The 20,547-nt window shown below is 47.6% G+C and carries 22 protein-coding genes and 1 rRNA gene; 6 read left to right on the top strand and 17 right to left on the bottom strand.

Annotation, left to right across the window (positions count from 1 at the left end; all coding sequences use genetic code 11):
• Window positions 1–58 precede the first annotated feature (58 nt).
• Window positions 59–640 (top strand): TIGR00730 family Rossman fold protein, encoded by a 582-nt coding sequence (locus tag H7F15_RS17875; RefSeq protein ID WP_185198369.1) that lies wholly within the window; start codon window positions 59–61, stop codon window positions 638–640.
• Between the two features lie 125 nt (window positions 641–765).
• On the opposite strand, the gene hemH is transcribed toward H7F15_RS17875, so the two are convergent.
• The 16 genes from hemH to H7F15_RS17795 form a co-directional block, all read right to left on the bottom strand.
• On the bottom strand, window positions 766–1,794 hold the full coding sequence (gene hemH, locus H7F15_RS17870) for a ferrochelatase (protein WP_185198368.1): 1,029 nt from the start codon (window positions 1,792–1,794) through the stop codon (window positions 766–768).
• Between the two features lie 120 nt (window positions 1,795–1,914).
• Window positions 1,915–2,952, bottom strand: a complete 1,038-nt coding sequence (locus tag H7F15_RS17865) for an RluA family pseudouridine synthase (RefSeq protein WP_185198367.1) — start codon at window positions 2,950–2,952, stop codon at window positions 1,915–1,917.
• Between the two features lie 84 nt (window positions 2,953–3,036).
• Window positions 3,037–3,660 carry an OmpH family outer membrane protein gene (locus H7F15_RS17860; protein ID WP_185198366.1) on the bottom strand — a complete coding sequence of 208 codons (624 nt, stop codon included), beginning with the start codon at window positions 3,658–3,660 and terminating at the stop codon, window positions 3,037–3,039.
• Between the two features lie 30 nt (window positions 3,661–3,690).
• Complete coding sequence (locus tag H7F15_RS17855) at window positions 3,691–4,353, bottom strand: OmpH family outer membrane protein (protein ID WP_185198365.1); 663 nt, start codon at window positions 4,351–4,353, stop codon at window positions 3,691–3,693.
• A 15-nt stretch (window positions 4,354–4,368) separates the two neighbouring features.
• Entirely contained in the window at window positions 4,369–6,852 is a 2,484-nt protein-coding gene (gene bamA / locus H7F15_RS17850; RefSeq protein WP_185198364.1) for an outer membrane protein assembly factor BamA, read from the bottom strand.
• Between the two features lie 7 nt (window positions 6,853–6,859).
• Window positions 6,860–7,603 (bottom strand): isoprenyl transferase, encoded by a 744-nt coding sequence (locus H7F15_RS17845; RefSeq protein WP_185198363.1) that lies wholly within the window; start codon window positions 7,601–7,603, stop codon window positions 6,860–6,862.
• Between the two features lie 60 nt (window positions 7,604–7,663).
• Complete coding sequence (locus H7F15_RS17840; RefSeq protein ID WP_185198362.1) at window positions 7,664–8,428, bottom strand: DUF6089 family protein; 765 nt, start codon at window positions 8,426–8,428, stop codon at window positions 7,664–7,666.
• Between the two features lie 48 nt (window positions 8,429–8,476).
• The gene (locus H7F15_RS17835) at window positions 8,477–9,490 is read right to left on the bottom strand and encodes a DUF6089 family protein (RefSeq protein ID WP_185198361.1); all 1,014 of its coding nucleotides are present in this window, start codon (window positions 9,488–9,490) and stop codon (window positions 8,477–8,479) included.
• Between the two features lie 110 nt (window positions 9,491–9,600).
• Complete coding sequence (locus H7F15_RS17830; RefSeq protein ID WP_185198360.1) at window positions 9,601–10,488, bottom strand: NAD kinase; 888 nt, start codon at window positions 10,486–10,488, stop codon at window positions 9,601–9,603.
• A gap of 10 nt (window positions 10,489–10,498) precedes the next feature.
• Window positions 10,499–11,863, bottom strand: a complete 1,365-nt coding sequence (locus tag H7F15_RS17825) for a POTRA domain-containing protein (protein ID WP_255481318.1) — start codon at window positions 11,861–11,863, stop codon at window positions 10,499–10,501.
• Between the two features lie 30 nt (window positions 11,864–11,893).
• Window positions 11,894–12,559, bottom strand: a complete 666-nt coding sequence (locus tag H7F15_RS17820) for a CBS domain-containing protein (protein WP_185198359.1) — start codon at window positions 12,557–12,559, stop codon at window positions 11,894–11,896.
• On the bottom strand, window positions 12,556–13,329 hold the full coding sequence (locus H7F15_RS17815; protein ID WP_185198358.1) for an alpha/beta fold hydrolase: 774 nt from the start codon (window positions 13,327–13,329) through the stop codon (window positions 12,556–12,558). Before H7F15_RS17815 ends, H7F15_RS17820 begins: the two co-directional genes overlap by 4 nt.
• A gap of 27 nt (window positions 13,330–13,356) precedes the next feature.
• On the bottom strand, window positions 13,357–13,926 hold the full coding sequence (locus H7F15_RS17810) for an aminodeoxychorismate/anthranilate synthase component II (protein WP_185198357.1): 570 nt from the start codon (window positions 13,924–13,926) through the stop codon (window positions 13,357–13,359).
• 28 nt (window positions 13,927–13,954) lie between these two features.
• Window positions 13,955–14,350, bottom strand: coding sequence for a PH domain-containing protein (locus H7F15_RS17805; RefSeq protein ID WP_255481317.1), 396 nt, complete (start codon window positions 14,348–14,350; stop codon window positions 13,955–13,957).
• A 45-nt stretch (window positions 14,351–14,395) separates the two neighbouring features.
• A complete protein-coding gene (locus H7F15_RS17800) occupies window positions 14,396–14,914 on the bottom strand; it encodes a CvpA family protein (RefSeq protein ID WP_185198355.1) in 519 nt (172 codons plus the stop codon).
• Between the two features lie 134 nt (window positions 14,915–15,048).
• Window positions 15,049–15,510, bottom strand: a complete 462-nt coding sequence (locus H7F15_RS17795; protein WP_185198354.1) for a GatB/YqeY domain-containing protein — start codon at window positions 15,508–15,510, stop codon at window positions 15,049–15,051.
• 169 nt (window positions 15,511–15,679) lie between these two features.
• Here H7F15_RS17795 and H7F15_RS17790 point away from each other — a divergent pair, with 169 nt between their 5' ends.
• From H7F15_RS17790 to H7F15_RS17770, 5 genes are all read left to right on the top strand, one after another.
• On the top strand, window positions 15,680–16,393 hold the full coding sequence (locus tag H7F15_RS17790; protein WP_185198353.1) for a pyridoxine 5'-phosphate synthase: 714 nt from the start codon (window positions 15,680–15,682) through the stop codon (window positions 16,391–16,393).
• A gap of 6 nt (window positions 16,394–16,399) precedes the next feature.
• Window positions 16,400–17,428 (top strand): tRNA 2-selenouridine(34) synthase MnmH, encoded by a 1,029-nt coding sequence (gene mnmH, locus H7F15_RS17785; RefSeq protein ID WP_185198352.1) that lies wholly within the window; start codon window positions 16,400–16,402, stop codon window positions 17,426–17,428.
• A gap of 2 nt (window positions 17,429–17,430) precedes the next feature.
• Window positions 17,431–18,483, top strand: a complete 1,053-nt coding sequence (selD, locus tag H7F15_RS17780; protein ID WP_185198351.1) for a selenide, water dikinase SelD — start codon at window positions 17,431–17,433, stop codon at window positions 18,481–18,483.
• 81 nt (window positions 18,484–18,564) lie between these two features.
• Window positions 18,565–19,341 (top strand): alpha/beta fold hydrolase, encoded by a 777-nt coding sequence (locus tag H7F15_RS17775; protein ID WP_185198350.1) that lies wholly within the window; start codon window positions 18,565–18,567, stop codon window positions 19,339–19,341.
• Window positions 19,342–19,447: 106 nt separating this feature from the next.
• Window positions 19,448–20,164, top strand: coding sequence for an SAM-dependent methyltransferase (locus tag H7F15_RS17770; protein ID WP_185198349.1), 717 nt, complete (start codon window positions 19,448–19,450; stop codon window positions 20,162–20,164).
• A gap of 287 nt (window positions 20,165–20,451) precedes the next feature.
• Here the strand turns inward: H7F15_RS17770 and rrf are convergent.
• Window positions 20,452–20,547 (bottom strand): 5S ribosomal RNA (gene rrf, locus H7F15_RS17765); the annotation flags it as partial.

Below are 20,547 nucleotides of genomic sequence, written 5' to 3'. Positions count from 1 at the left end.
AAAAGCTCCGACAGTAAAACCGGAGCTTTTCTTTATTTAATTACAAACAGAACCTAAAATGAAAAGCATAGGCGTTTTTTGTGGAGCCAACATAGGCATAAACCCAAACTATAGCACTGCATCGGCGGCGTTAGGCAAGCTGATGGCCGAGCAAACTATAGCATTGGTGTATGGTGGTGGCAATGTAGGGCTGATGGGGGTGATAGCCGATGCGGTGCTGGCACATGGGGGCAAAGCAATAGGCGTAATCCCGCAAAGCCTGGTTGACCGCGAGGTGGCCCATACCGGGCTGCATGAACAACATGTGGTACAGACCATGCACGAGCGCAAGGCTATGATGGCCGCCCGCTCCGATGCCTTTATTGCCATGCCAGGCGGTTTTGGCACATTCGATGAGATCTGCGAGATCATTACCTGGAACCAGTTAGGTATTATCCGGAAGCCGGTGGCCTTTTACAACATCAATGGCTACTACGACAGGTTCTTTGAGATGATCGACCACACAGTTGCCGAAGGCTTTGTAAAAGCAGACCAGCGCCATAATATTATCGTGGAAGAGGACCCCATCATCCTCCTCCAAAAGCTCCGCTCCTATTCCGATGCCACCTCTGATTACTGGGTTGACTTTAAAAGGATCTGATTGCTGATTTTACAGATCTAAATTCAACTATAGCAAAAGAGCCGCTGATATGTTCAGAGGCTCTTTTGCTATAGTTTTGCGGAGATGATCTTCAGATTTTCAGATCTCCTCATTTTCAAGTCTTATCAATTCTCCAACACCATTTGCTTCAGGGCATCTACCCAGGCGTCGCTTGAGTTCAGGCTTTCTACCAGCACCCATTTTTCGCCGCCGGCGTGCTCAAACATTTCCTTAAATTCTTCGCCTACCTCTATAGTTGTCTCCAGGCAATCGGCTACGAAGGCTGGGCTAAAGGCCAGCACTTTCTTAATGCCTTTGGCCGGAAGCGTTTTCAATACGTCATCGGTATATGGCTGCAGCCATGGGTCGCTCAACAACCTGGACTGGAAAGCTATTGTGTACTGGTCTTCGCGCAGGCCAAGGGCCTCGGCCAGCAACCTGGATGTAACAAAGCAGGAAGCCCGGTAACAGTATTTGTTGCGTTTGTTGTAGCTGTTGCAGCAGGAGCCCAGTTTGCAGTAACCATGATCACTGCCTTTTAACACCTGCCTTTCGGGTACGCCATGGTAACTGAACACCACATGATCATAGGTATCTTCGGCCATGTACTTTTTACCCAGCTCAGCAAACGCCTGTATAAAATTAGGATCGTCGCAGTAGCTGGAGATAAAGTTAATGCTTGGTATGATCCACCAGTCTTTCACGATCTCCATGATCTTATCGTGCACCGAGCCGGTGGTAGCGGCGGCATATTGCGGAAACAGCGGTACTACAATGATGCGGTCCACACTAAGTTCGCGCAGCTCTTCCAACGCACTTTTTATACTCGGGCTCTGGTAACGCATCCCAAAGGCTACGTGATAATCTTCTCCTAAGGCTGTCTGTAGTTTTGCCTGCAGGTCGCGGCCATGGTACATCAGCGGCGAACCTCGGTCGGTCCATAGTTGCTGATAGACCTTGGCAGATTTCGGCGCACGAAACGGGGCGATAATGCCGTTCACGAGGGCATAGCGGCCTACGGGGTTAATATCTATCACGCGCTTATCCAGCAGGAACTCACGCAGGTATTTTCTTACATCAGGTGTAGAGGGCGTATCGGGTGTACCCAGATTTACCAGCAGCACCCCTGTTTTGCCCTTATTCTTTTTGCTCATCTATACGTTTTGGTACGGTTGCTTTACAAAGATACGAACTATAGCACGTTAGTTGTTGATCAATAATTTCTATAGCGCAATAGAGACAACGATGTGTAAAGCAGTAACTATAGAAATTGTTTACGCTTCGTTCTCATACAGTGCCCACTTTTCCAGTACAGCTACAAAATCTTCAGGCAGTTCGGAATTAAACTGCAGTTCCTGTTTGGTAGTGGGGTGTATAAAGCCCAGCGATTTGGCATGCAGCGCCTGCCGCGGCATCAGCTTCAGCGCATTCTCTACAAAAGCTTTGTAACTGCCATTCGGGGTTCCGTACACAATTTTATCGCCGCCATAGGTTGCATCTGAAAAAAGCGGATGCCCAATGTGTTTCATATGCGCCCGTATCTGGTGTGTGCGGCCCGTCTCCAGGTTACATTGCACCAGCGTTACATATTTAAACTTGCGGAGCACTTTGTAATGCGTAACTGCATGCTTGCCATAAGAGCCATCGGGGTAAACGGTCATCACCTTACGGTCTTTGGCACTGCGGCCTACGTGGCCAACTATAGTTCCGGCATCCTGTTTTGGCACGCCCCATACCAGTGCATAATAGGTGCGCTCTATGGTGTGGTCGTAAAACTGCTTGGCCAGAAAAGCCATGCTATAGTCTGTTTTGGCAATAACCAGCAACCCGGATGTATCCTTATCAATGCGGTGCACAAGCCCCGGGCGGCCCTCGCCGTTGCGGTGGGTAGGCAGGTTTTGCAAATGGTAAGTTAAGGCATTTACCAGCGTGCCGGTCCAGTTGTTGTAAGCCGGGTGCACCACCATGCCGGCCGGTTTGTTTACCAGCAGTAGTTCCTCGTCTTCGTAAACTATAGTTAGCGGAATGTTCTCCGGCACTATATCGGTATCGCGTGGTGGCTCGGCCAGGGTTATGGTTATTACATCCAGTGGCTTTACTTTGTAGCTAACCTTTACCGGCTTGTCGTTCACCTGCACCGATTCCGCCCTGATGGCTTCCTGTAGTTTGTTGCGGGTAACATTGGCCAGCCGGTCCATCAGAAACTTATCTACACGGAGCAGTGCCTGCCCTTTATCCACTACAATGCGGTGGTGCTCGTATAGTTCGTCGGAGTCTTCTGCGGTTATGTCCTGTTCTTCGTAATCTGCCACGGGTATGCTGTAACTATAAACTATAAATAAAAAGAAAGCCGAAGTTTATCACATCGGCTTTCAAAACTATAAGAAAGTACGTTATTAGTTCTTCTTCTTAGTATTAGATTTTGCTGGTGTTTTAGCAGGCGTCTTAGCTGGTGTAGCAGCTGGCTTTGCAGCAGCCGGCTCTGGCTTGGCAGCAGCTTTTGTTGGGTCAACACCTAATTTCTTCAGTACAAGCGGAGAGATGTCGCCATCCTCTGGGCCTGCCAGTAAAGCCTGGTTGCTGATCACGTAAGTATAGCCGTTCTCTTTTGCTACATCTTTAATAGCTTTGTCGATTTTAGCGATAACCGGATCAACTAAAGATTTCTCTTTCTGCTGAAGCGACTGCTGCGCGTTACGCTGGAACTCCTGGATAGAGTTGTTCAGGTTCATCAGTTCTTTTTCTTTGTCCTCACGGATAGTTTTATCCATGGTAGCAGCGCCTTTTTCGTATGCCTGTAGTTTGGCTTCGTACTCGCTGTATTTGCCTTTCAGCTGGTTCTCAAGCTGTGTGCTGTGGTCTTTCAAAGACGACTCTATCTGCTTGCTTTCTGGCATTTGCAGTAAGATGTATTCAACGTTAGTATAACCAATCTTCAGGGGCTGGTCGTTGCTCTGTGCAAAAGAGGCAAAGCTGATCAGTAAAAACGCTACTACTAAGGTTTTGATTTTGTTCATCATTGGTTGGTTAATTAATAATAGTTATTCTGGTTAGTTGTTTGGCTTCTTTTTAGTTGCTGGCTTTTTTGGTTGCTCCACCGGTTTCTGCTCTTCCTGGGCTTCCTCTCCTACTGCCGGCAAATCATCAGGGCTCTCTTTCAGCGCATCGGCTGGCCGTGCACCCGGGGTGTTTGCTTTATCAGATGCCAGCCCCAGTTCTTCCAGCACATACTCTGTATAATCGTGCACCGGGTTGGTATAGATCATCACCAGGTCCCCCGACTTATCGAACATAATCGCGATCTGCTTTGCTTTCGATACTTTTTCTACGGCTGTAAAAACTTCGTCCTGTATCGGGCGCATCAGGTCCTGGCGGCGCTTAAACATCATGCCTTCGTAGCCAAAAACCTTTCGCTGGTAATCCCGGACCTCTGTTTCTTTCTTGCTGATCTCGGCCTGGCGCTTCTTCTTCATTTCTTCGGTAAGCAGCACCTCTTCGGCACGGTATTCCTGTTTCAGCTTGTCTACATCCTTCTGCAGGCTTTCGAGCTCCCGCTGCCAGGTCTCCGCATATTTGTCCATCTCCTGCTGTACTTTGTTGTAAGCAGGCATTTTGCTCAGTATAAAGTTCGAATCAATATACCCAATCTTCTGCGCATTGGAAATATGCGTCAGAAAAAAGCCAGCTAAAAAGATGAACAAAAACTTTTTCATACTAATTCAATTTGGTTAGCGCAGCTGCTGCCCGATAATAAAGTGGAACATACCTCGCTTCGCATCCTGCTGACCTGGCAGATCATCCAGTCTCCAGCCATAGTCAAATCCAAGTAAGCCAAAGGCTGGCATAAAGATACGGGCACCTATACCTGCCGAGCGATATAACTTAAACGGATTATAGTCTTTATATGATCCGAAATTGTTACCTGCCTCCACAAAGGCCAAACCATAAATTGTTGCGGCCGGGCTCGGCGAGATCAGCTGGCGTAGTTCCATTACAAATTTGTTGTAAGCTATACCACCTGCCTGCTGCACGGTCGGGTCACTCTCATTCACCACGCTTTCATCCTCGTATCCGCGCAGACCAATGTACTCGGTACCAACAAATACGTTACCGCCACCAAGTCCGGCACCACCCAGTTTGAAGCGCTCAAAAGGACCAATGGTAGCATCAGAATTATACTTGCCCAGGAAACCAAAGTGCGCTCTGGTATTCAACACCAATTTCCCTGCCAAGTTTATAAAATACGATGCATCAAACATCCATTTATTAAATTCTACAAACTCGTACTTGCCTGCATTGTCCTTAAACAGCGAGTAAGGCGGCGTCAGGTTTACGCTCAGTGTCAGCTGCGAACCACGTGTCGGGAAGGTCGGGTTATCAATGCTGTAGCGTGAAAGTGTGTTTACAAACGAGATACTGTTGGATATACCATCTGTAAAATCAGGGAACAGGTAGGTATAGTTGTCCAGGTTATAACGGCTGTAAGACAACGAGTGGCTCATCTGGAAGAAATCATCCGGCCACTTCAGGCGGCGGCCTAATGTTACAGAGGCTCCGTCCACATTCAGTTTCGAGTCTGCTTCGTTTCTGCTGGAGCGGCGGTAAACTGTTTTAAACAAGCTTACTGTAAGTGAGTTTGCTTTACGGCCACCCAGCCACGGCTCTGTGAACGACAATGAATAAGACTGATAGTACTTACCATTTGCCTGCACGTTCAGCGACAGGCGCTGTCCGTCACCACTTGGCACTGGTCTCCACTCATCCAGATCCCAGAACTTGCGGGTAGAGAAGTTGTTCAGTGTTAAGCCCACCGTACCGATCGCTCCGATAGAACCACCCCAGCCACCAGACAAGCTGATCTGGTCGTTTGGTCTCTCAACTACAGAGTAATGTATATCCACGGTACCATCTTCCTGGTTCGGGATAGGCTGAAGACCGATGTTCTCCGGGTCAAAGTACCCTAAGGCTGCCAGTTCGTTTCTTGTTCTGATCAGATCGTCGCGGCTGTACTTTTCGCCAGGCAAGGTGCGCAGCTCTCTGCGGATCACGTGCTCGCTTGTTTTGGTGTTACCGGTAACCACTACATTTTTTATAGTTGCCTGCGGTCCTTCGTACACGCGCATTTCCAGGTCAATCGAGTCGCCTTCTACACGTACTTCCACCGGATCAATGCTCTGGAACAGGTAACCGTCGTTCTGGTAAAGCGCCGACACGTCAATCCCTGTCGGGTTATAGTTCAGGCGTTTGTCCAGTTCCTGGCGGTTATACACATCACCTTTTTCTATACCCAGCACGCGGGTCAGGTACTCGTCGTCGTACAGGAAGTTGCCTTTCCAGGTAATGTTGCGGTAATAATAGCGCTTGCCTTCATCTACAGTAATCACAATGCCCAGGCGGTCGTCGCTTATTCTGTAAACCGAGTCCGAAACTATAACCGCATCGCGGTAGCCTTCTGAGTTATAGAAATCCAGCAGGAGCTGTTTATCATTCTCAAACTCGTTTTCCTGGAACTTGGAGGAAGAGAAAAGGTTAAGAATGCTCTTCTCTTTTGTCTTCTTCATTTGCTTCTCCAGTTTTCTGTCAGAGAAGGCTTCGTTACCAACTATATCAATGTTACCTATCTTTACCTTGTCGCCTTTATCGATGCGGATATCGAGCACCACACTGTTTGGCAACAGCGAATCCGGGCGCTGCATAATATTCACCTTCGCATTCAGGTAACTTTTTTCGGCAAAGTAGTTTTTGATGATCGTACGTGTGCTGTTCAGGGTGGCGTCGTTCACGGTACGGCCGCGCTGCAGGCTTACTTTCTCGCGCAGGGTTTCCTGCTGCGATTTACCTACCCCCGAAAACTCAAATCTGGAAAGACGCGGACGCTCCTTCAGATGAAAATCAAGAAAGATCTGGTTTCCTTCTATGCGGGTAATGGTTACATCCACATCGCCGATAATACCCTGCGCCCATAGTTTCTGGATGGCTTGCCCTATATCCTCGCCGGGCACGGTAATCTCGTCACCCACTTTCAGGCCTGTAACAGCTATAAGAGCATTCGGATCCAGGAAATTAGCCCCGCTCACGGTAATGCCGCCAATCTGATACTGGCGCGGCTGCATGTAATCTACAGGGTTTGTTTGCGTAGGGTTGTTGCGCACTTGTGAAGAGGCTGTACCTGCCAGAAGCAGGAAGAACAGCACCCAAATGGATCTTGTCATTAATATTTTACTTGATTAGTTGTTCACTCGTCTTTCCGAAGCGCCTCTCGCGACGTTGATAAGATAATATTGCCTCATAAAGGTGCTCCTTCCGGAAATCCGGCCAAAGCAGTTCGGTAATGTATAATTCGGTATAAGCTAATTGCCACAATAAAAAGTTACTGATGCGCATCTCGCCACTGGTCCGGATAAGCAGTTCCGGGTCTGGCATACCGGCGGTTGCCAGGCTTTCTGCGATCATGTGCTCATTAATTTCGGAAGCCTGCAATTTACCCTGCTCTACCTCTGCTGCCAGTTTTCGCATGGCCTGCGTCAGCTCCCAGCGGCCACTATAGCTCAGGGCCAGCACCAGCGTCATGCGGCTGTTGTTGCTCGTTATTTCTATGGCTTCCTCTAATTCCCGTCTGCAACTTGCCGGCAGGCTGGCCGTATCGCCTATAGTTTGCAGCCGTATGTTGTTCTTGTTAAGTGTGGCCGTCTCCTTGCGTATGGTAGTTACCAGCAGCTGCATCAGCGCCGATACCTCACTCGCCGGTCTCGACCAGTTCTCCGTAGAAAAAGCATACAAAGTCAGGTATTCTACGCCAAGCTCTGCGGCCGCCTCTACGGTTTCGCGCACAGCTGTAATCGCACTTTTATGTCCGAAAATGCGTAATCCTCCCCGCTGCTTAGCCCATCGCCCGTTGCCGTCCATTATAACGGCTATGTGCCTGGGTAAATTGTTCCTATCTACTTTCTCCTTGAGATCCATTTAACCACTATTTCCTTGCAAGTTACAAAAAGCAGGATAATTTAATTAAATTTTAAATGGCTAATCTAATATGCCTGGCTGGCGCCTGTATGGTGGCGGACATTTTATAGTGTAAATGGTATAGGAAATGCTTATTCCGTTGTAGAAATACCAGTCTTTGTCGTATGGGTTGGCCACGTGCTTACCGTCTGCTTCTGTCAGGAAATCCATGTTATCGTTAAACAACATGCGGGTACCAAATTCCAGCCCCAGGTTCCAGTGTTTGTTCAGGGCATACTTCACTCCAACACCGAACGGGATGCTCACTGTCAGGTCCGTATCAAATGGCTTGTTCAGTTCATCCAGACTCGGGTTATCGGAGGTAAGCTTTTTGTTATAGATCAGGCCGGCCACACCCGCAAAAAAGTAGGGCGAGATCCGGACCTTCTGCGAAAGGTCGTAGTAATCAAAGAAGTTATACTCCATTACAGCTGATACTTCGGCCAGGCTGAGACGCAGTTCGGACTGCCTATAGTTAGGTAGGGGCAGGTCCTGCACTCCATCGCCAATCGTATTATCATCTACAATACGGTGACTGAGCATAATACCGCCCCGTGCTGTAAACGACGGGCTAAGGTCGCGACGGTAAAAGAGTGTAAGCGCAGGCTGGTTGTTCAGAAAGCGGTAATTAGGGGCAAGTTCCCCCTTATAGTTGGCACCGCCAAGCCCAATACCAATCTCGCTGGTAATAAAAGCTTGTGCTACTGCAGGAGTGGTAAAAAAAGCACTCCCTACTTGCAGCATTACACAAATAAGGAGTGCTTGTTTAATCTTATGTAAAATCATGTATTCGCTAAACAGGGTTTAGGTAACAACGAACAGTACTTTGTTCTATTATCTAAACTTCGGACTTCTGATTCTTGGTGTTAAAATATAGTTTACACTTACGCCCGTAACAATGTACCAGTCCTTATCGGTCCTGTCACCGCGCATAGTATTAGCTGATGTGCCATAACCGTTCAACCTCTTATAAGGAACTCCCGGAGATGGATCAGGCATTATCTGGCTTGGGAATTCCTGAGCACCGCCTTCAAAACTTCTGTCAGATAAGATAGCGGATGCTTTAGGATTTGTACTTCCATTATTGTTTAACAGGTCTGCTTTGTCCGCAAATGAAGTACTTGCATCATCCAGGTAATCGGTAAATGTTTTTCTCCAGCCAACTTCAAAGCTTAAGTCCCAGTATCTGTCAACTTTATATCGCACACCCAAGCCAAACGGAATAGCAAACTGTACACGCTTGTATGGCTCCGGATAACCTTTTCCTTCTACATACTGGCCTTCCGTACCAAGGGGTTGTAGTTCATACCAGCCTGTCGGAATATCGTCTGCAGCAGCTATATCGCTGCGGGAACCGTTTTTGTAATATGCTTTCGGGTTGTGGTGGAATACGGCAACACCCACAAAACCGTATGGCACGAAGTCCGGACGGCGGCGGTAGGTCTGGCGGTTTTCGAACAGGTCAACTATAACTACGCCGCTCAGCTCCTTGATATCGTTGCGGAAGGATAAGTTACGTTTGTAGCGGCCAAGGTTCTCTGACTCGGAAGCAGCTGCACTTAACTTATCATCCCCTAATATACGGCCCCAGTGAAAACTGCCACGTACCGACACGCGCGGGAAATAACGATAAGTATAGCTGATACCTACGTTTGGCCGGGTAGATTTGAAGCGGAGACTGGTAAAATCCGGCTGAGGTACGATATCGCCGAAGTAGTTCATAGCTCCCAGGTGCACCCCGACAGACGCGTACCGCTTCCTTAATGTGAAGCGCTGAGCATCTGCATCAGTAGCCACAAAACACATGGCAAAGGCAAGCAGCAGGACAAGGGTACAAAGTTTTTTCATATCAAAATGCTATGCAAGTGGCTGCTTTACAGACACCCCTCCTAAAGTTATAAAGACAAAAATAAAGATTATGTATTATTAAAGAAATAATATTACATATATTTAATCTGTTACTTCTGAAAGAGGTTTCTGTTATCCATTCCCCAGTTTAATTTGCTGCGCAACGTAGAAAAAAAGTTGACGTGAGGCAACTTTACCAGCCTTGCTACAAACTTTTCCCGCCTGACAGCCAGCTTCACGTTCATATCAACGGGCACAGACCTTGAATCGAGCGAAGCAAGGTAGCTGCTGCTACGACCTTCCACTTCAAACGAGATCACACTCTTGTCTGATACGATCATTGGCCGCACATTAAGGTTGTGGGGACATACGGGTGAAATAACAAAATTGTTGGTTTGCGGTAGCACCAACGGTCCGCCGGTACTTAGCGAGTACCCGGTAGAGCCGGTAGGCGTAGCCACTACCAATCCATCTGCCCAGTAAGAATTCAGGTATTCTCCATCAATATACGTATGCACCGCAATCATAGACGAACTGTCACGTTTTTGTAAGCTAAACTCATTTAAACCAAAGTTAACGCCTTCAAAAATGTCCTGATCGGAATCTACGCTGATAAGGGCGCGGTCGTCGAGGGTATATTTGCCTTTATACAAAGCATCCAGCGCAATGTTGATGGCATCGTGCGAAATGGTAGCAAGAAAGCCCAGACGGCCGGTGTTTATACCCAGTATTGGTATCTGTTGCGCCCCTACATAGGTCACCGTATCCAGCAGGGTACCATCACCGCCAATGCTCAGCACCACATCCACACCAGCCAGGTCATCGCCACGCCGGAAGGTCGGAATATCATTCGGGATACGCAGGGTGTTTTGCAGGTACAACTGAAAATGCTCTACCAGCATCATATCTGCTTTGCGGCGCAGCAATTCATCAAACAGTTCCTGAATAAAAGGTGCGATCCGTTCGCTGAAAGGTTTACCAAGTATAGCAATTCTCATAAGCAGTTCATTAAAAAGGGTATCCCATGTTCAGGTAAAGGCCCCGGTTGCCTTCGCGGTTGGCCGTGTACTCGCCGCGCAGTACAATATCATAAAACGTAACAACATGCAGGCCAATGCCACCACCTACCAGCAACTTGTTTGTAAGCGGGTTATGGGCATCATACACCTCATCTATAGTATACCCGGCATCGGTAAAGGCATTTAAATACAACGCTAAGGGCACTTTGTTCAGCTTCGGGTTTTTTATAAAGTTAAGATGGATGCCTTTTATGTTGAGCATCTCCCGCGACAGACCCTGTTTAAAAAGCCCGTAATGCTGCCCACCTACCACGTATAGTTCGTAGCCACGCACCAGTGACCGGTAGCCAAGCGCCACATTATCGGTTACAGCAAAATTGCTGCCCAGCCGTGCCTGCACTTCGGCACCTACAGTATAATAAAATTTTTCTGATAGTTGGCTATAGTTTACGTACTTGGCACGTGCAGTTGTAAAGCCAGTACCCGTATCGTTCAGGAAAAAAGCATGGCCGATGCCCACATCAAAATAGCTGCCCGTAAGCGGGTAGGCAAAGGTATTCCGCTGGTTTATAACATGTGTCAGGTCGAGGCGAATGGAGTTGCGATGTGACAGGCCGGTGTTAAAGTAGTCGCGGTTCAGGGTAACTATGGTATCGGAGGTTTCCTCGTGCAGGTAAGCCAAACGGAGCGCTGACTGGCGTTGCACACTCTGCCGGTGAACTATCGCGGCGGCGGCACTTGTCCGGTTAATGGGCATGCCTTCTTCCTGCTCATAAAAATACTGGCGGTTGTTCAGGATGTTGTAACTGATGGTATGGCTGCGGTAATCGGCTATACCTACTTCGTAGCCCCAGTTGCGGCTACCGCCCAGGTAAGGCACCCGGTACGAAAGCTCCAGCCGGCGGTTAAAGCCGTGCTGCAGGCGCAGGCGGATGTCCTCGTTCCTACCTCTGAAGTTTTTACGCGTGAGCACAATGCCATAGTCCAGGCGGCGCAGGTCCTTTTTCTCGAGCCAGGCGTTAAAGTTACGGTCAGCTATATCGAACACAGGAATAGGGTACAAATGCACACGCTCCTGCACGGTATAAGTAACTATAACCTGGCCATCAGTGCAGGTATAACTATAGTTGATATGGTGAAACAGACGGAGATTATAGATGCGCTTGCGGCTTTCCTCGAGTTGTGCTTCCAGACTTTCGGTAACAATCGTATCGCCGGGTTTAAAGGTGAGTTCGCGGGCCAGCACAAACTCTTTGGTGGTCTCATTGCCGGTAAACTGCACCGCTTGTATCACTACCTTCGGCTCTGTGCACGACAAAGCAACTGCCATGGCGCAGTTCCAGACTATAAGCATAAAAAGCAGGCTGATCCGTAGCACCGGTCTTTAGATATCCAGGTACTTGAATAACATATCCAGGCGGTCTTTGCCTACATCAAAGGAGTTGCCATCGTTAAACTGGGCTGTAATGCGGTACTGAAAACGCTCTAACGTGGCAATTATCCGTGAGAGATCGGTGGCGTTCAGCTTTAGCGTAAGCTTTATGTTATAGGGATCCAGCTCGTCCGGCGACACGTAGGCACTCAGAATTTTAGTGTTTTCTTCTTCAATCAGGCGGCTGATCTGGCTCAGGGAATAATCGCGCTCCGGCATGCTCAACACCAGTATGCTGCCCTGCCCCTGCAACGCCGACATCTGCCCGAAGGCTGCCAGGGTATCGTTTATAGTTATAATGCCCATGTACTCCTGCATCTCATCAAGCACGGGCACTACCTGTATCTTGTTTTTAATGGCCGCTTCCATCACATCATAAAAGTGCTGAAAGTGCATCACATGCACATCCTGGTAATCCAGTTCAACTTCTTTCAGGGTTTGGTTGCGGTCGGTCAGGTCTACCAGGTCCTGCTCGGTAGCCATGCCCAGGTACTTGCGGTTGCTAACTACAGGCAATTCATTTACACGGAACTCATCCATCCAGCGCAGCGCTTTTTCTACGGTATCATAGAGCTTAAGCGGCGGGATCATTTGGTTGATGAGTTCTTCTGCGATCATGTGGGTTGCTGTATGCTGGTTCTGTCTAAAAATCTTTCTAAGATACTATTAAAACGCTCCGGATGTTCCATCATAGGGGCGTGGCCGCACTGATCTATAAAGTATAGTTCCGAGTTTTCCATCAGCCGGTTAAACTCGTGTGCTACCAGCGGCGGCGTTATGGTGTCATTCAGTCCCCAGATTAACAGGGTAGGAACTTTAATGTTTGTAATATCTTTGGCCATGTTGTGGCGCTGCGCCGACTTGGCTATAGCTATGATACGCAAACACTTGGCATTGCTGTTGGTAATGTTGAAAACTTCATCAACAAGTTCCTTTGTTGCCGTTTCAGGGCGGTAGAAGGTATACTCTACGCGTTCTTTTACATACTCATAGTTGCCGCGCTTCGGAAAAGAGCCCCCCATCGAGTCTTCGAACAGGCCAGAACTACCGGTAAGCACCAGGCGCTTTACTTTGGCAGGGTTATTTAAGGAGTAAACCAGTGCTACGTGTCCGCCCAGCGAGTTACCCAGCAGGGTCAGGTCGTCCAGCTTCTTAAACTTCACGAAGTCTTCCACAAAATTAACCAGTCCGGGTACGCCGGCCTTGTGCAACGCCATCTCGTAGATAGGCATGAGCGGAATAACAACGCGGTAATTCTTGGAAAAATGGTCTACGACGCCATTCCAGTTACTGAGAGCGCCAAACAAGCCGTGCAATAGCAATAGCACTTCTCCCTGCCCTTCATCAATATACTGAAATTCGCCTTCTTGTCTGACTTGTAGATCCATATAGGTAAACTATGCAAAAAATATAAATTATACTGCAATATTAGCAATACTCAGCCAATTTCGTAGCATTTCTAAGCCATAAGTAGTAAGCGCCGCCTCCGGATGAAACTGTAACGCGTACAGTGGCAATGAGTTATGCTTAAATGCCATTAGCTCGCCTGTAGCTGTGTGAGCCAGCGGAACTATAGTTGGCGGCGTGTGGCGCAGCACCAGCGAATGATAGCGTACCACTTCCATCTTCTCCGGCAGATTTTCAAAAATCGGATCCGGTTCGCAGATTATTTCTGAGATCTTGCCATGCATGGGCTTTTCCCCTTTCTCCAGCTTTGCCCCGAAAAATTCGCCCAGCGCCTGGTGCCCTAAACAAATGCCCAGCATCGGTACGCGTTCGTGGTATTCGTGTATCACATCCATCAACACACCTGCTCCGTTCGGCGTACCCGGCCCCGGCGAGAGAACTATAGCTTTAATGGGCAGTTTCTTAATTTCTGCCAACGGCACGTCGTTGCGGACCACATGCGCTTCCACTCCCAACTGACCAAAATAGTCCACCAGGTTATAGGTAAACGAATCAAAGTTATCGAGCAGGAGCAACATGGATTGGATGTACTGATAAGGTATTAAGTTACTGCTTATAGATAATCTCTATAGTTGGGTTTAGTGCTTTCAAATCTTCTGCAAACTCCGAGTTGTTTTCCGGCGCAATGTAGATCTCGTCGTAACGGTTATACTTTATAATAATGCCCTTGCTGGCAATTGCCGGTTTAATGCCTGCCCACATGGTTTCGCCAACTATAAGCTGCCTTATGTGGCTGATGTTGATCTCACCCGTCAGGAAACCTGATCTATACCTTAGCTTTCCGTCAACTACTTTGTACCAGGTGCCAAAGAAAGACCATAAGAGAAGTGCCAGCGGGGCCAGCAAGGGTAATAAAATATAAGGCTGCTTCAGGAAAGCCTCTGTATCAAGCGCAAAAACCACAAAGGGTAACAACACCAACAAGGCTATTATATAAGGCATAGGGCCTTTCCGGTTTGCTTTATATTTTTTTACCATAACTATAGTTTAAAAAAACCCTTTCAACGAATCCATCAGTGTTTTAACGAATGGCAGTACATAGCTCAGGATGTCCAGGGCGTAAGGCGTGGTTTTGAGCACCACCGGGTAAACTATAGATTCAGAAGCGGTCTCTTCTGTAATGCTTATGCCGGCTATATCCGAAACATAAAGCAACAGGCTGATGGCAAAGCACCACTTCAGCGCACCCAGTATTGCTCCCAGAAAATTATCGAAGAAGCCAAAAGGTGTAAAGTCGATGGCCTTTTTGAGGATGAACCCGATCAGGTAAACAGTGATAATGATCGCGATAAAAACAACTATAAATGTAAGGTACGGCAGCACACCACCCACATCGCCAACAAAGTCCCGAACTATAGGCAGCGCCACATTCAGAAACTTCAGCCCGCCAAGTATCGCCAGCACCAGCGCCAGTAAGGACACCAGCTCCAGCAGCAACCCTTTCCGGAAGCCCATAAATGCCCCAAACAAGATCGGGACCAGCAGGAAATAATCGAAAGTGCTCATGGGGCAGAAACTATAGAATCTAAATAAAAACGCTGCTGCACAGGTGTAAAGCCAATGCAGCAGCGCTAAGATAAAATAATCGGTTTAGGCTACCAACTATAGATGAAGGTGGTAACTATAGTTTTGATCGTAAATTAAAAATCGGTGTTGTTCAGCAAAGCTCCTACCGCAGCAGAAATGGCACGACCATCAGCCTGACCAGCCAGCTCCTTAGAAGCAACGCCCATTACACGTCCCAGGTCCGATGGCCCGGTAGCTCCCAGGCGCTGAATGATCTCTACCAACCGGATGCGAAGATCGCCTTCATCCAGCTGTTTTGGCAGGTATTCTTCAATCACAGCCAGTTCGCCCAGTTCAATCTGCTCCAGGTCGGCGCGGTTCTGCTGTGCATATACTTCCGCCGATTCACGGCGCTGTTTGGCTGCTTTAGTCAGCAGCTTCAGCTCGGTGCCCTGAGTTAAGCCTTCGCCACCGCCTTTTTCGGTCTCGGCCAGCAGTATCAGCGATTTTATACTTCGCAGGGCCTGTAAGCGTGGTTTATCTTTTGCCAGCATGGCCTGCTTTATATCAGCTTCTACTCTTTCTTTTAAGGTCATAGTTTTTAATCTTTTATAGTATGTATCAGCACAAGGAGTTATGCTACTTCTACGGAGCTTTTGCTTTAGAGGCAACACCCCGGGCATAACATCTTATTTAAATTTCCATTAATTTAGTCATCTCGTTTAAAAGTAAAATAGCCGTACCTATAAGCGGCAACCAAGCAACATGACCAAACTCAGTGTAAATATAAACAAAATAGCCACGCTTCGGAATGCCCGCGGCGGCGACAGACCAAACGTAGTGCAGGCTGCCAAAGATTGTGAGCGCTTCGGAGCACAGGGCATCACCGTGCATCCGCGCCCAGACGAGCGCCATATCCGCTACCAGGATGTATACGACCTGAAACCTATAGTTACAACCGAGTTTAACATAGAAGGCAACCCGACACCTGATTTCCTGAAATTGGTAAAAGACGTAAAGCCGGAGCAGGTAACACTTGTGCCCGATGCCCCGGATGCCATCACCTCCAATGCCGGCTGGGATACTATAAAACATAAGAACTTCCTGACGGATATAATTTCGGAAATGAAAAGTCTGGGAATCCGCACTTCTATTTTTGTAGACCCGGTAGAAAGCATGATTGAAGGCGCTGCTATAGTTGGCACCGACCGCGTTGAACTATACACTGAGGATTACGCCCGCCAGTACCACGCCAACCGCGAAGCAGCCATTGCCCCCTATGTAAAAGCAGCTGTTAAGGCACAGGAATACGGCATTGGCCTGAACGCCGGCCACGACCTGGATCTGGACAACCTGAAATATCTGAAAGATAATCTGCCTGGATTGCTGGAAGTGAGCATTGGCCACGCCCTGATCTGCGACGCGCTGTACTATGGCCTGGAGAACACCATACAACTATACCTGCGCCAGCTTAAATAAGCCATTTTGATAAACCCGGTAACGATAGAGGAGTTTCTGCAGAAGGCTGAAAAGCTGCCTGTGCTGGATGCGCGCGCACCCAAAGAATACGAAGCTGGCCATATTTTACAGGCGCAAAGCTTTCCGATTTTTACGGATGAAGAACGTGCAAAAGTTGGGACCTCTTACAAACAGCAAGGCCACGACCCGGCCGTGTTACTGGGCCTGGATCTGTTTGGGCCAAAGATGTCGGAGTTTGTGAAAAGTGCTACCAACATAGCTCCGGATAAGGAAGTACTGTTGCATTGCTGGCGTGGTGGTATGCGTAGCGGGGCAATGGCCTGGCTGCTGAGCTTTGCGGGGTTTAAGGTACACCTGCTGCAAGGCGGTTACAAAGCGTACCGGCACTTTATACAGGAGCAATTCACGAAGCCATGGCCTATAGTTGTACTCAGCGGTTTTACGGGTAGTGGCAAAACAGACATACTGCCTTACCTGCAAAAGCTTGGCCAGCAAACTATAGACCTGGAAGGATTGGCTAACCACAAAGGCTCTGCCTTCGGAAGTATAGGCATGCCCGCACAACCCACTACAGAGCAATTCGAGAACCTGCTTGGCTCTGCACTTTTAAAACTAAATCCGGAGCAGTCGGTTTGGTTTGAAGATGAAGGTGAAACGATCGGTCGAGTAAAAATGCCGCATGAGTTTTTCACTTACATGCAGCAGCGGCCAACTATAGTTATAGATGTACCTAAAAAACTGCGCGTGCAAAAGCTGGCGCACGAATATTGCCGCACCGATAAAACCGTACTGGAAGCAGCTATAGTTAAGATAAAGAAACGCCTGGGCGGTTTAGCTACCCAAGAGGCGCTGGACGCCATTGCAACCGGCGATATGGAGAAAATGGTGGAGATTGCGCTTTCGTACTACGACAAAGCATATCATTATCAGTTAAAACCAAAGCAACAGGTACACATGCTGCCGCTACAAACTATAGATCCCGAGGAAAACGCACAGCAACTCATAGCTTTCGCCAAAACCAACAACCTGATTTAACCATGGAAGAAACATCTGCTCAAACTATAAAACTTACCCAGTACAGCCACGGAGCCGGTTGCGGCTGCAAAATTGCACCAAAAGTGCTGGACGCTATCCTCCATTCCGACATCAGCTATCCCGAAGATAAAAAGCTTATAGTTGGTAATTCGTCGCGCGACGATGCCGCTGTCTATGACATTGGCAATGACCGCGCCGTTATCAGCACCACCGACTTTTTTATGCCTATAGTTGATGATGCCTATGATTTCGGTCGTATTGCCTCGGCTAATGCTATCTCGGATGTGTATGCCATGGGCGGCTCTCCGATAATGGCGATTGCTGTATTGGGTTGGCCGATAGATAAACTAACACCCGAGGTTGCTAAGCGTGTAATTGAAGGTAGCCGCAGTATTTGCCACGAAGCTGGTATCCCCTTAGCCGGCGGCCACAGCATCGACAGCCCCGAGCCAATCTTTGGCCTGGCTGTTACCGGCATGCTCGACATCCCGAACCTGAAACGCAATGATACGGCCACTGCCGGCTGCGAACTATACTTAACTAAACCGCTTGGTGTTGGCATCCTTACTACCGCTCAGAAAAAAGCAATCCTTAAACCAGAACATACTGACCTGGCACCAAAGCAAATGATGCAGCTGAATAAGATCGGTGCTGAACTTGGCAAACTGCCACAAGTAAAAGCCATGACCGACGTTACCGGTTTCGGTTTGTTAGGCCACTTATCGGAAATGTGCGAAGGCAGTAATTTGGCCGCAGAGGTTTTCTTTGATAAAGTACCGGTAATACAGGAAGCGCTGGAGTACCTGGCACAGAAAGCTATACCAGGCGGCACAAACCGCAACTTCGACAGCTACGGCCACAAAATAGCAGACCTTACTCCAGACCAGAAACACCTGCTCTGCGATCCGCAAACAAGCGGCGGTCTGTTAGTGGCTGTCGATCCGGCTGGCCGCGATGAAGTGTTGCAACTGTTTGCCAACTATAGCTTAGACCTTCAGCCATTGGGTATTTTAAAAGAGCGCGGAGCTGAAGAAAAACTGATAACTGTACTATAGTTACTATAGTCTATATCTCTCAAACTATAGTTTCGTAAGCCTAAACTGATACCTATTTACTGTTAACTGATAACTGAAATAATGAAACTACACTATAAAGAAATGGGCCATGGTCAACCGTTGCTTATCCTGCACGGCTTGTTTGGCACATTAGACAACTGGCAGACGCTGGCAAAACGTTTTGCTGAGCACTACAATGTTTTTCTGGTTGATCTTCGCAACCATGGTCGTTCGCCACATTCCGAGGAGCACGATTATGATGCCATGGCCGAAGACGTATTACGCCTGGTAGATGAACTACAAATCCCAACGCCAGCTATAATGGGCCATTCGATGGGTGGTAAGGTTGCCATGAACTACGCGCTGAAATATCCAACCCGCATCACCAAGCTTATAGTTGTAGACATTGCTCCCAAAGCCTATCCACCGCACCACGACGAAATTATAGATGCGCTGCAGTCGGTAGATCTGGCAAGTGTTACGAGCCGCGGTGAAGTAGATGCACAATTAGCGAAACAAATACAGGAAGAAGATGTACGCCTTTTCCTGATGAAGAACCTCTACCGCAAAGAGGACAACACTTTTGGATGGCGCATGAACCTGGATGCGATTGAGAGAAATTATGCAATGGTTGCAGAAGCCATTACATCGGATGTGCCATTTAAAAAGCATACCTTGTTTATTAAAGGTGGCCGGTCACGGTATATCAAACCGGAAGATATTTATGACAGCATCGAGCGGTTATTTACCTTAGTTGAAGTAGAAACTATACCAAATGCCGGGCATTGGGTACATGCTGAAGCCCCCGATCAGGTATATGAACTGGTAACTACTTTCCTGAGTGCAGATTCACTATAGAACTGTTATCAATAGTATAATTCACCTATAGTTTAAAAGCTGTCTTTGCTAAGTGGCCGAGGCAGCTTTTATATTTTTATCCGCTTATAGTTAATAGTTTTGTAGCATGAAAAAGACCGGTAACTTATACCTGATTCCTACTATACTGGCAGAGGGCACAGCTGATCAGGTTATCTCGCCACAGGTAAAAGACACAGTTCGTAATTTAAGCTATTTTATAGTTGAGAATCTTCGTACGGCCCGTCGTTATGTTAAAATGATATGCCCGGAACTAACTATAGAAGAGTTAACATTTGTTCAGATAGATAAGGATGCTACCCCAGCACAGGTACAGGCTTCATTAAAACCCATAGTTGAAAAAGGTATAGATGCAGGAATTATTTCAGAAGCTGGTTGCCCCGGTATTGCTGACCCAGGTGCAGAAATAGTAAAATATGCACATCAAAAAGAAATTAAAGTTATTCCATTTGCGGGTCCATCTGCCATCCTACTGAGCTTAATGGCCAGTGGCTTTAACGGACAACAGTTTGCCTTCCATGGTTATTTACCAATAGATAAAGGTCCACGACTACAAGCTTTGCGTCAGTTAGAGAAGGAAATGCAACAGCGTAAACAAACTCAGATCTTTATGGAAACGCCTTATCGGAATAACAAACTCTTAGAAGACCTGCTCACTACACTCCATCCGGAAACAAAACTTTGCATAGCAGCGAACATCACCTCACCAGAACATGAATTCATTCAGACAAAGACAATTAGCCAATGGAAAGGCAAGTTGCCCGACATTCATAAACAGCCCGCTGTGTTCCTGATCTATAGATAGCGTTAGAAGTAATAAACAAAAATGGTAGCTTTTTAGAGCTGCCATTTTTGTTTGATAAGTTCGCATAAATACTATGCAATTAATATTAAGCTTTTGAATTATAATTTTTAGTATCGATCTATTTAGTCAGTCTTAGCTCGATTAAGCTATAAAATGATTGAATCAGGGGTAGCATCAAATTGAGCTATCTAAAGAGACTATGATAGTTATCGTTCCCTCTCTCCTTCTTATGCGTTAAAACGAGAACACCCCTTGTCTTTTTAAGGGGACAAGGGGTGTTTTGTTGGGGTTGGCGGCCACCTACTCTCCCGGATGTGACTCCAGTACCATCGGCGCGTCCGGGCTTAACTTCTCTGTTCGGGATGGGAAGAGGTGCTCACCGG

Source organism: Pontibacter sp. Tf4, from assembly GCF_014212495.1.
Classification (GTDB): Bacteria; Bacteroidota; Bacteroidia; order Cytophagales; family Hymenobacteraceae; genus Pontibacter.
The sequence above is the reverse complement of the archived record's forward strand: the minus strand, read 5'-3'. Positions and strand labels throughout refer to the sequence as shown.

Excerpts from the sequence above, each read along its gene's own strand:
- H7F15_RS17775 (WP_185198350.1), top strand. The coding sequence starts at position 18,565 with ATGAAACTACACTATAAAGAAATGGGCCATGGTCAACCGTTGCTTATC.
- H7F15_RS17855 (WP_185198365.1), bottom strand. The coding sequence starts at position 4,353 with ATGAAAAAGTTTTTGTTCATCTTTTTAGCTGGCTTTTTTCTGACGCAT.
- H7F15_RS17845 (WP_185198363.1), bottom strand. The coding sequence starts at position 7,603 with ATGGATCTCAAGGAGAAAGTAGATAGGAACAATTTACCCAGGCACATA.
- H7F15_RS17825 (WP_255481318.1), bottom strand. The coding sequence starts at position 11,863 with ATGCTTATAGTCTGGAACTGCGCCATGGCAGTTGCTTTGTCGTGCACA.
- H7F15_RS17770 (WP_185198349.1), top strand. The coding sequence starts at position 19,448 with ATGAAAAAGACCGGTAACTTATACCTGATTCCTACTATACTGGCAGAG.
- bamA (WP_185198364.1), bottom strand. The coding sequence starts at position 6,852 with ATGACAAGATCCATTTGGGTGCTGTTCTTCCTGCTTCTGGCAGGTACA.
- selD (WP_185198351.1), top strand. The coding sequence starts at position 17,431 with ATGGAAGAAACATCTGCTCAAACTATAAAACTTACCCAGTACAGCCAC.
- H7F15_RS17815 (WP_185198358.1), bottom strand. The coding sequence starts at position 13,329 with ATGGATCTACAAGTCAGACAAGAAGGCGAATTTCAGTATATTGATGAA.
- H7F15_RS17805 (WP_255481317.1), bottom strand. The coding sequence starts at position 14,350 with ATGCCTTATATAATAGCCTTGTTGGTGTTGTTACCCTTTGTGGTTTTT.
- H7F15_RS17835 (WP_185198361.1), bottom strand. The coding sequence starts at position 9,490 with ATGAAAAAACTTTGTACCCTTGTCCTGCTGCTTGCCTTTGCCATGTGT.
- H7F15_RS17800 (WP_185198355.1), bottom strand. The coding sequence starts at position 14,914 with ATGAGCACTTTCGATTATTTCCTGCTGGTCCCGATCTTGTTTGGGGCA.
- H7F15_RS17860 (WP_185198366.1), bottom strand. The coding sequence starts at position 3,660 with ATGATGAACAAAATCAAAACCTTAGTAGTAGCGTTTTTACTGATCAGC.
- H7F15_RS17810 (WP_185198357.1), bottom strand. The coding sequence starts at position 13,926 with ATGTTGCTCCTGCTCGATAACTTTGATTCGTTTACCTATAACCTGGTG.
- hemH (WP_185198368.1), bottom strand. The coding sequence starts at position 1,794 with ATGAGCAAAAAGAATAAGGGCAAAACAGGGGTGCTGCTGGTAAATCTG.
- H7F15_RS17875 (WP_185198369.1), top strand. The coding sequence starts at position 59 with ATGAAAAGCATAGGCGTTTTTTGTGGAGCCAACATAGGCATAAACCCA.
- H7F15_RS17790 (WP_185198353.1), top strand. The coding sequence starts at position 15,680 with ATGACCAAACTCAGTGTAAATATAAACAAAATAGCCACGCTTCGGAAT.
- H7F15_RS17840 (WP_185198362.1), bottom strand. The coding sequence starts at position 8,428 with ATGATTTTACATAAGATTAAACAAGCACTCCTTATTTGTGTAATGCTG.
- H7F15_RS17820 (WP_185198359.1), bottom strand. The coding sequence starts at position 12,559 with ATGATCGCAGAAGAACTCATCAACCAAATGATCCCGCCGCTTAAGCTC.
- H7F15_RS17830 (WP_185198360.1), bottom strand. The coding sequence starts at position 10,488 with ATGAGAATTGCTATACTTGGTAAACCTTTCAGCGAACGGATCGCACCT.
- H7F15_RS17795 (WP_185198354.1), bottom strand. The coding sequence starts at position 15,510 with ATGACCTTAAAAGAAAGAGTAGAAGCTGATATAAAGCAGGCCATGCTG.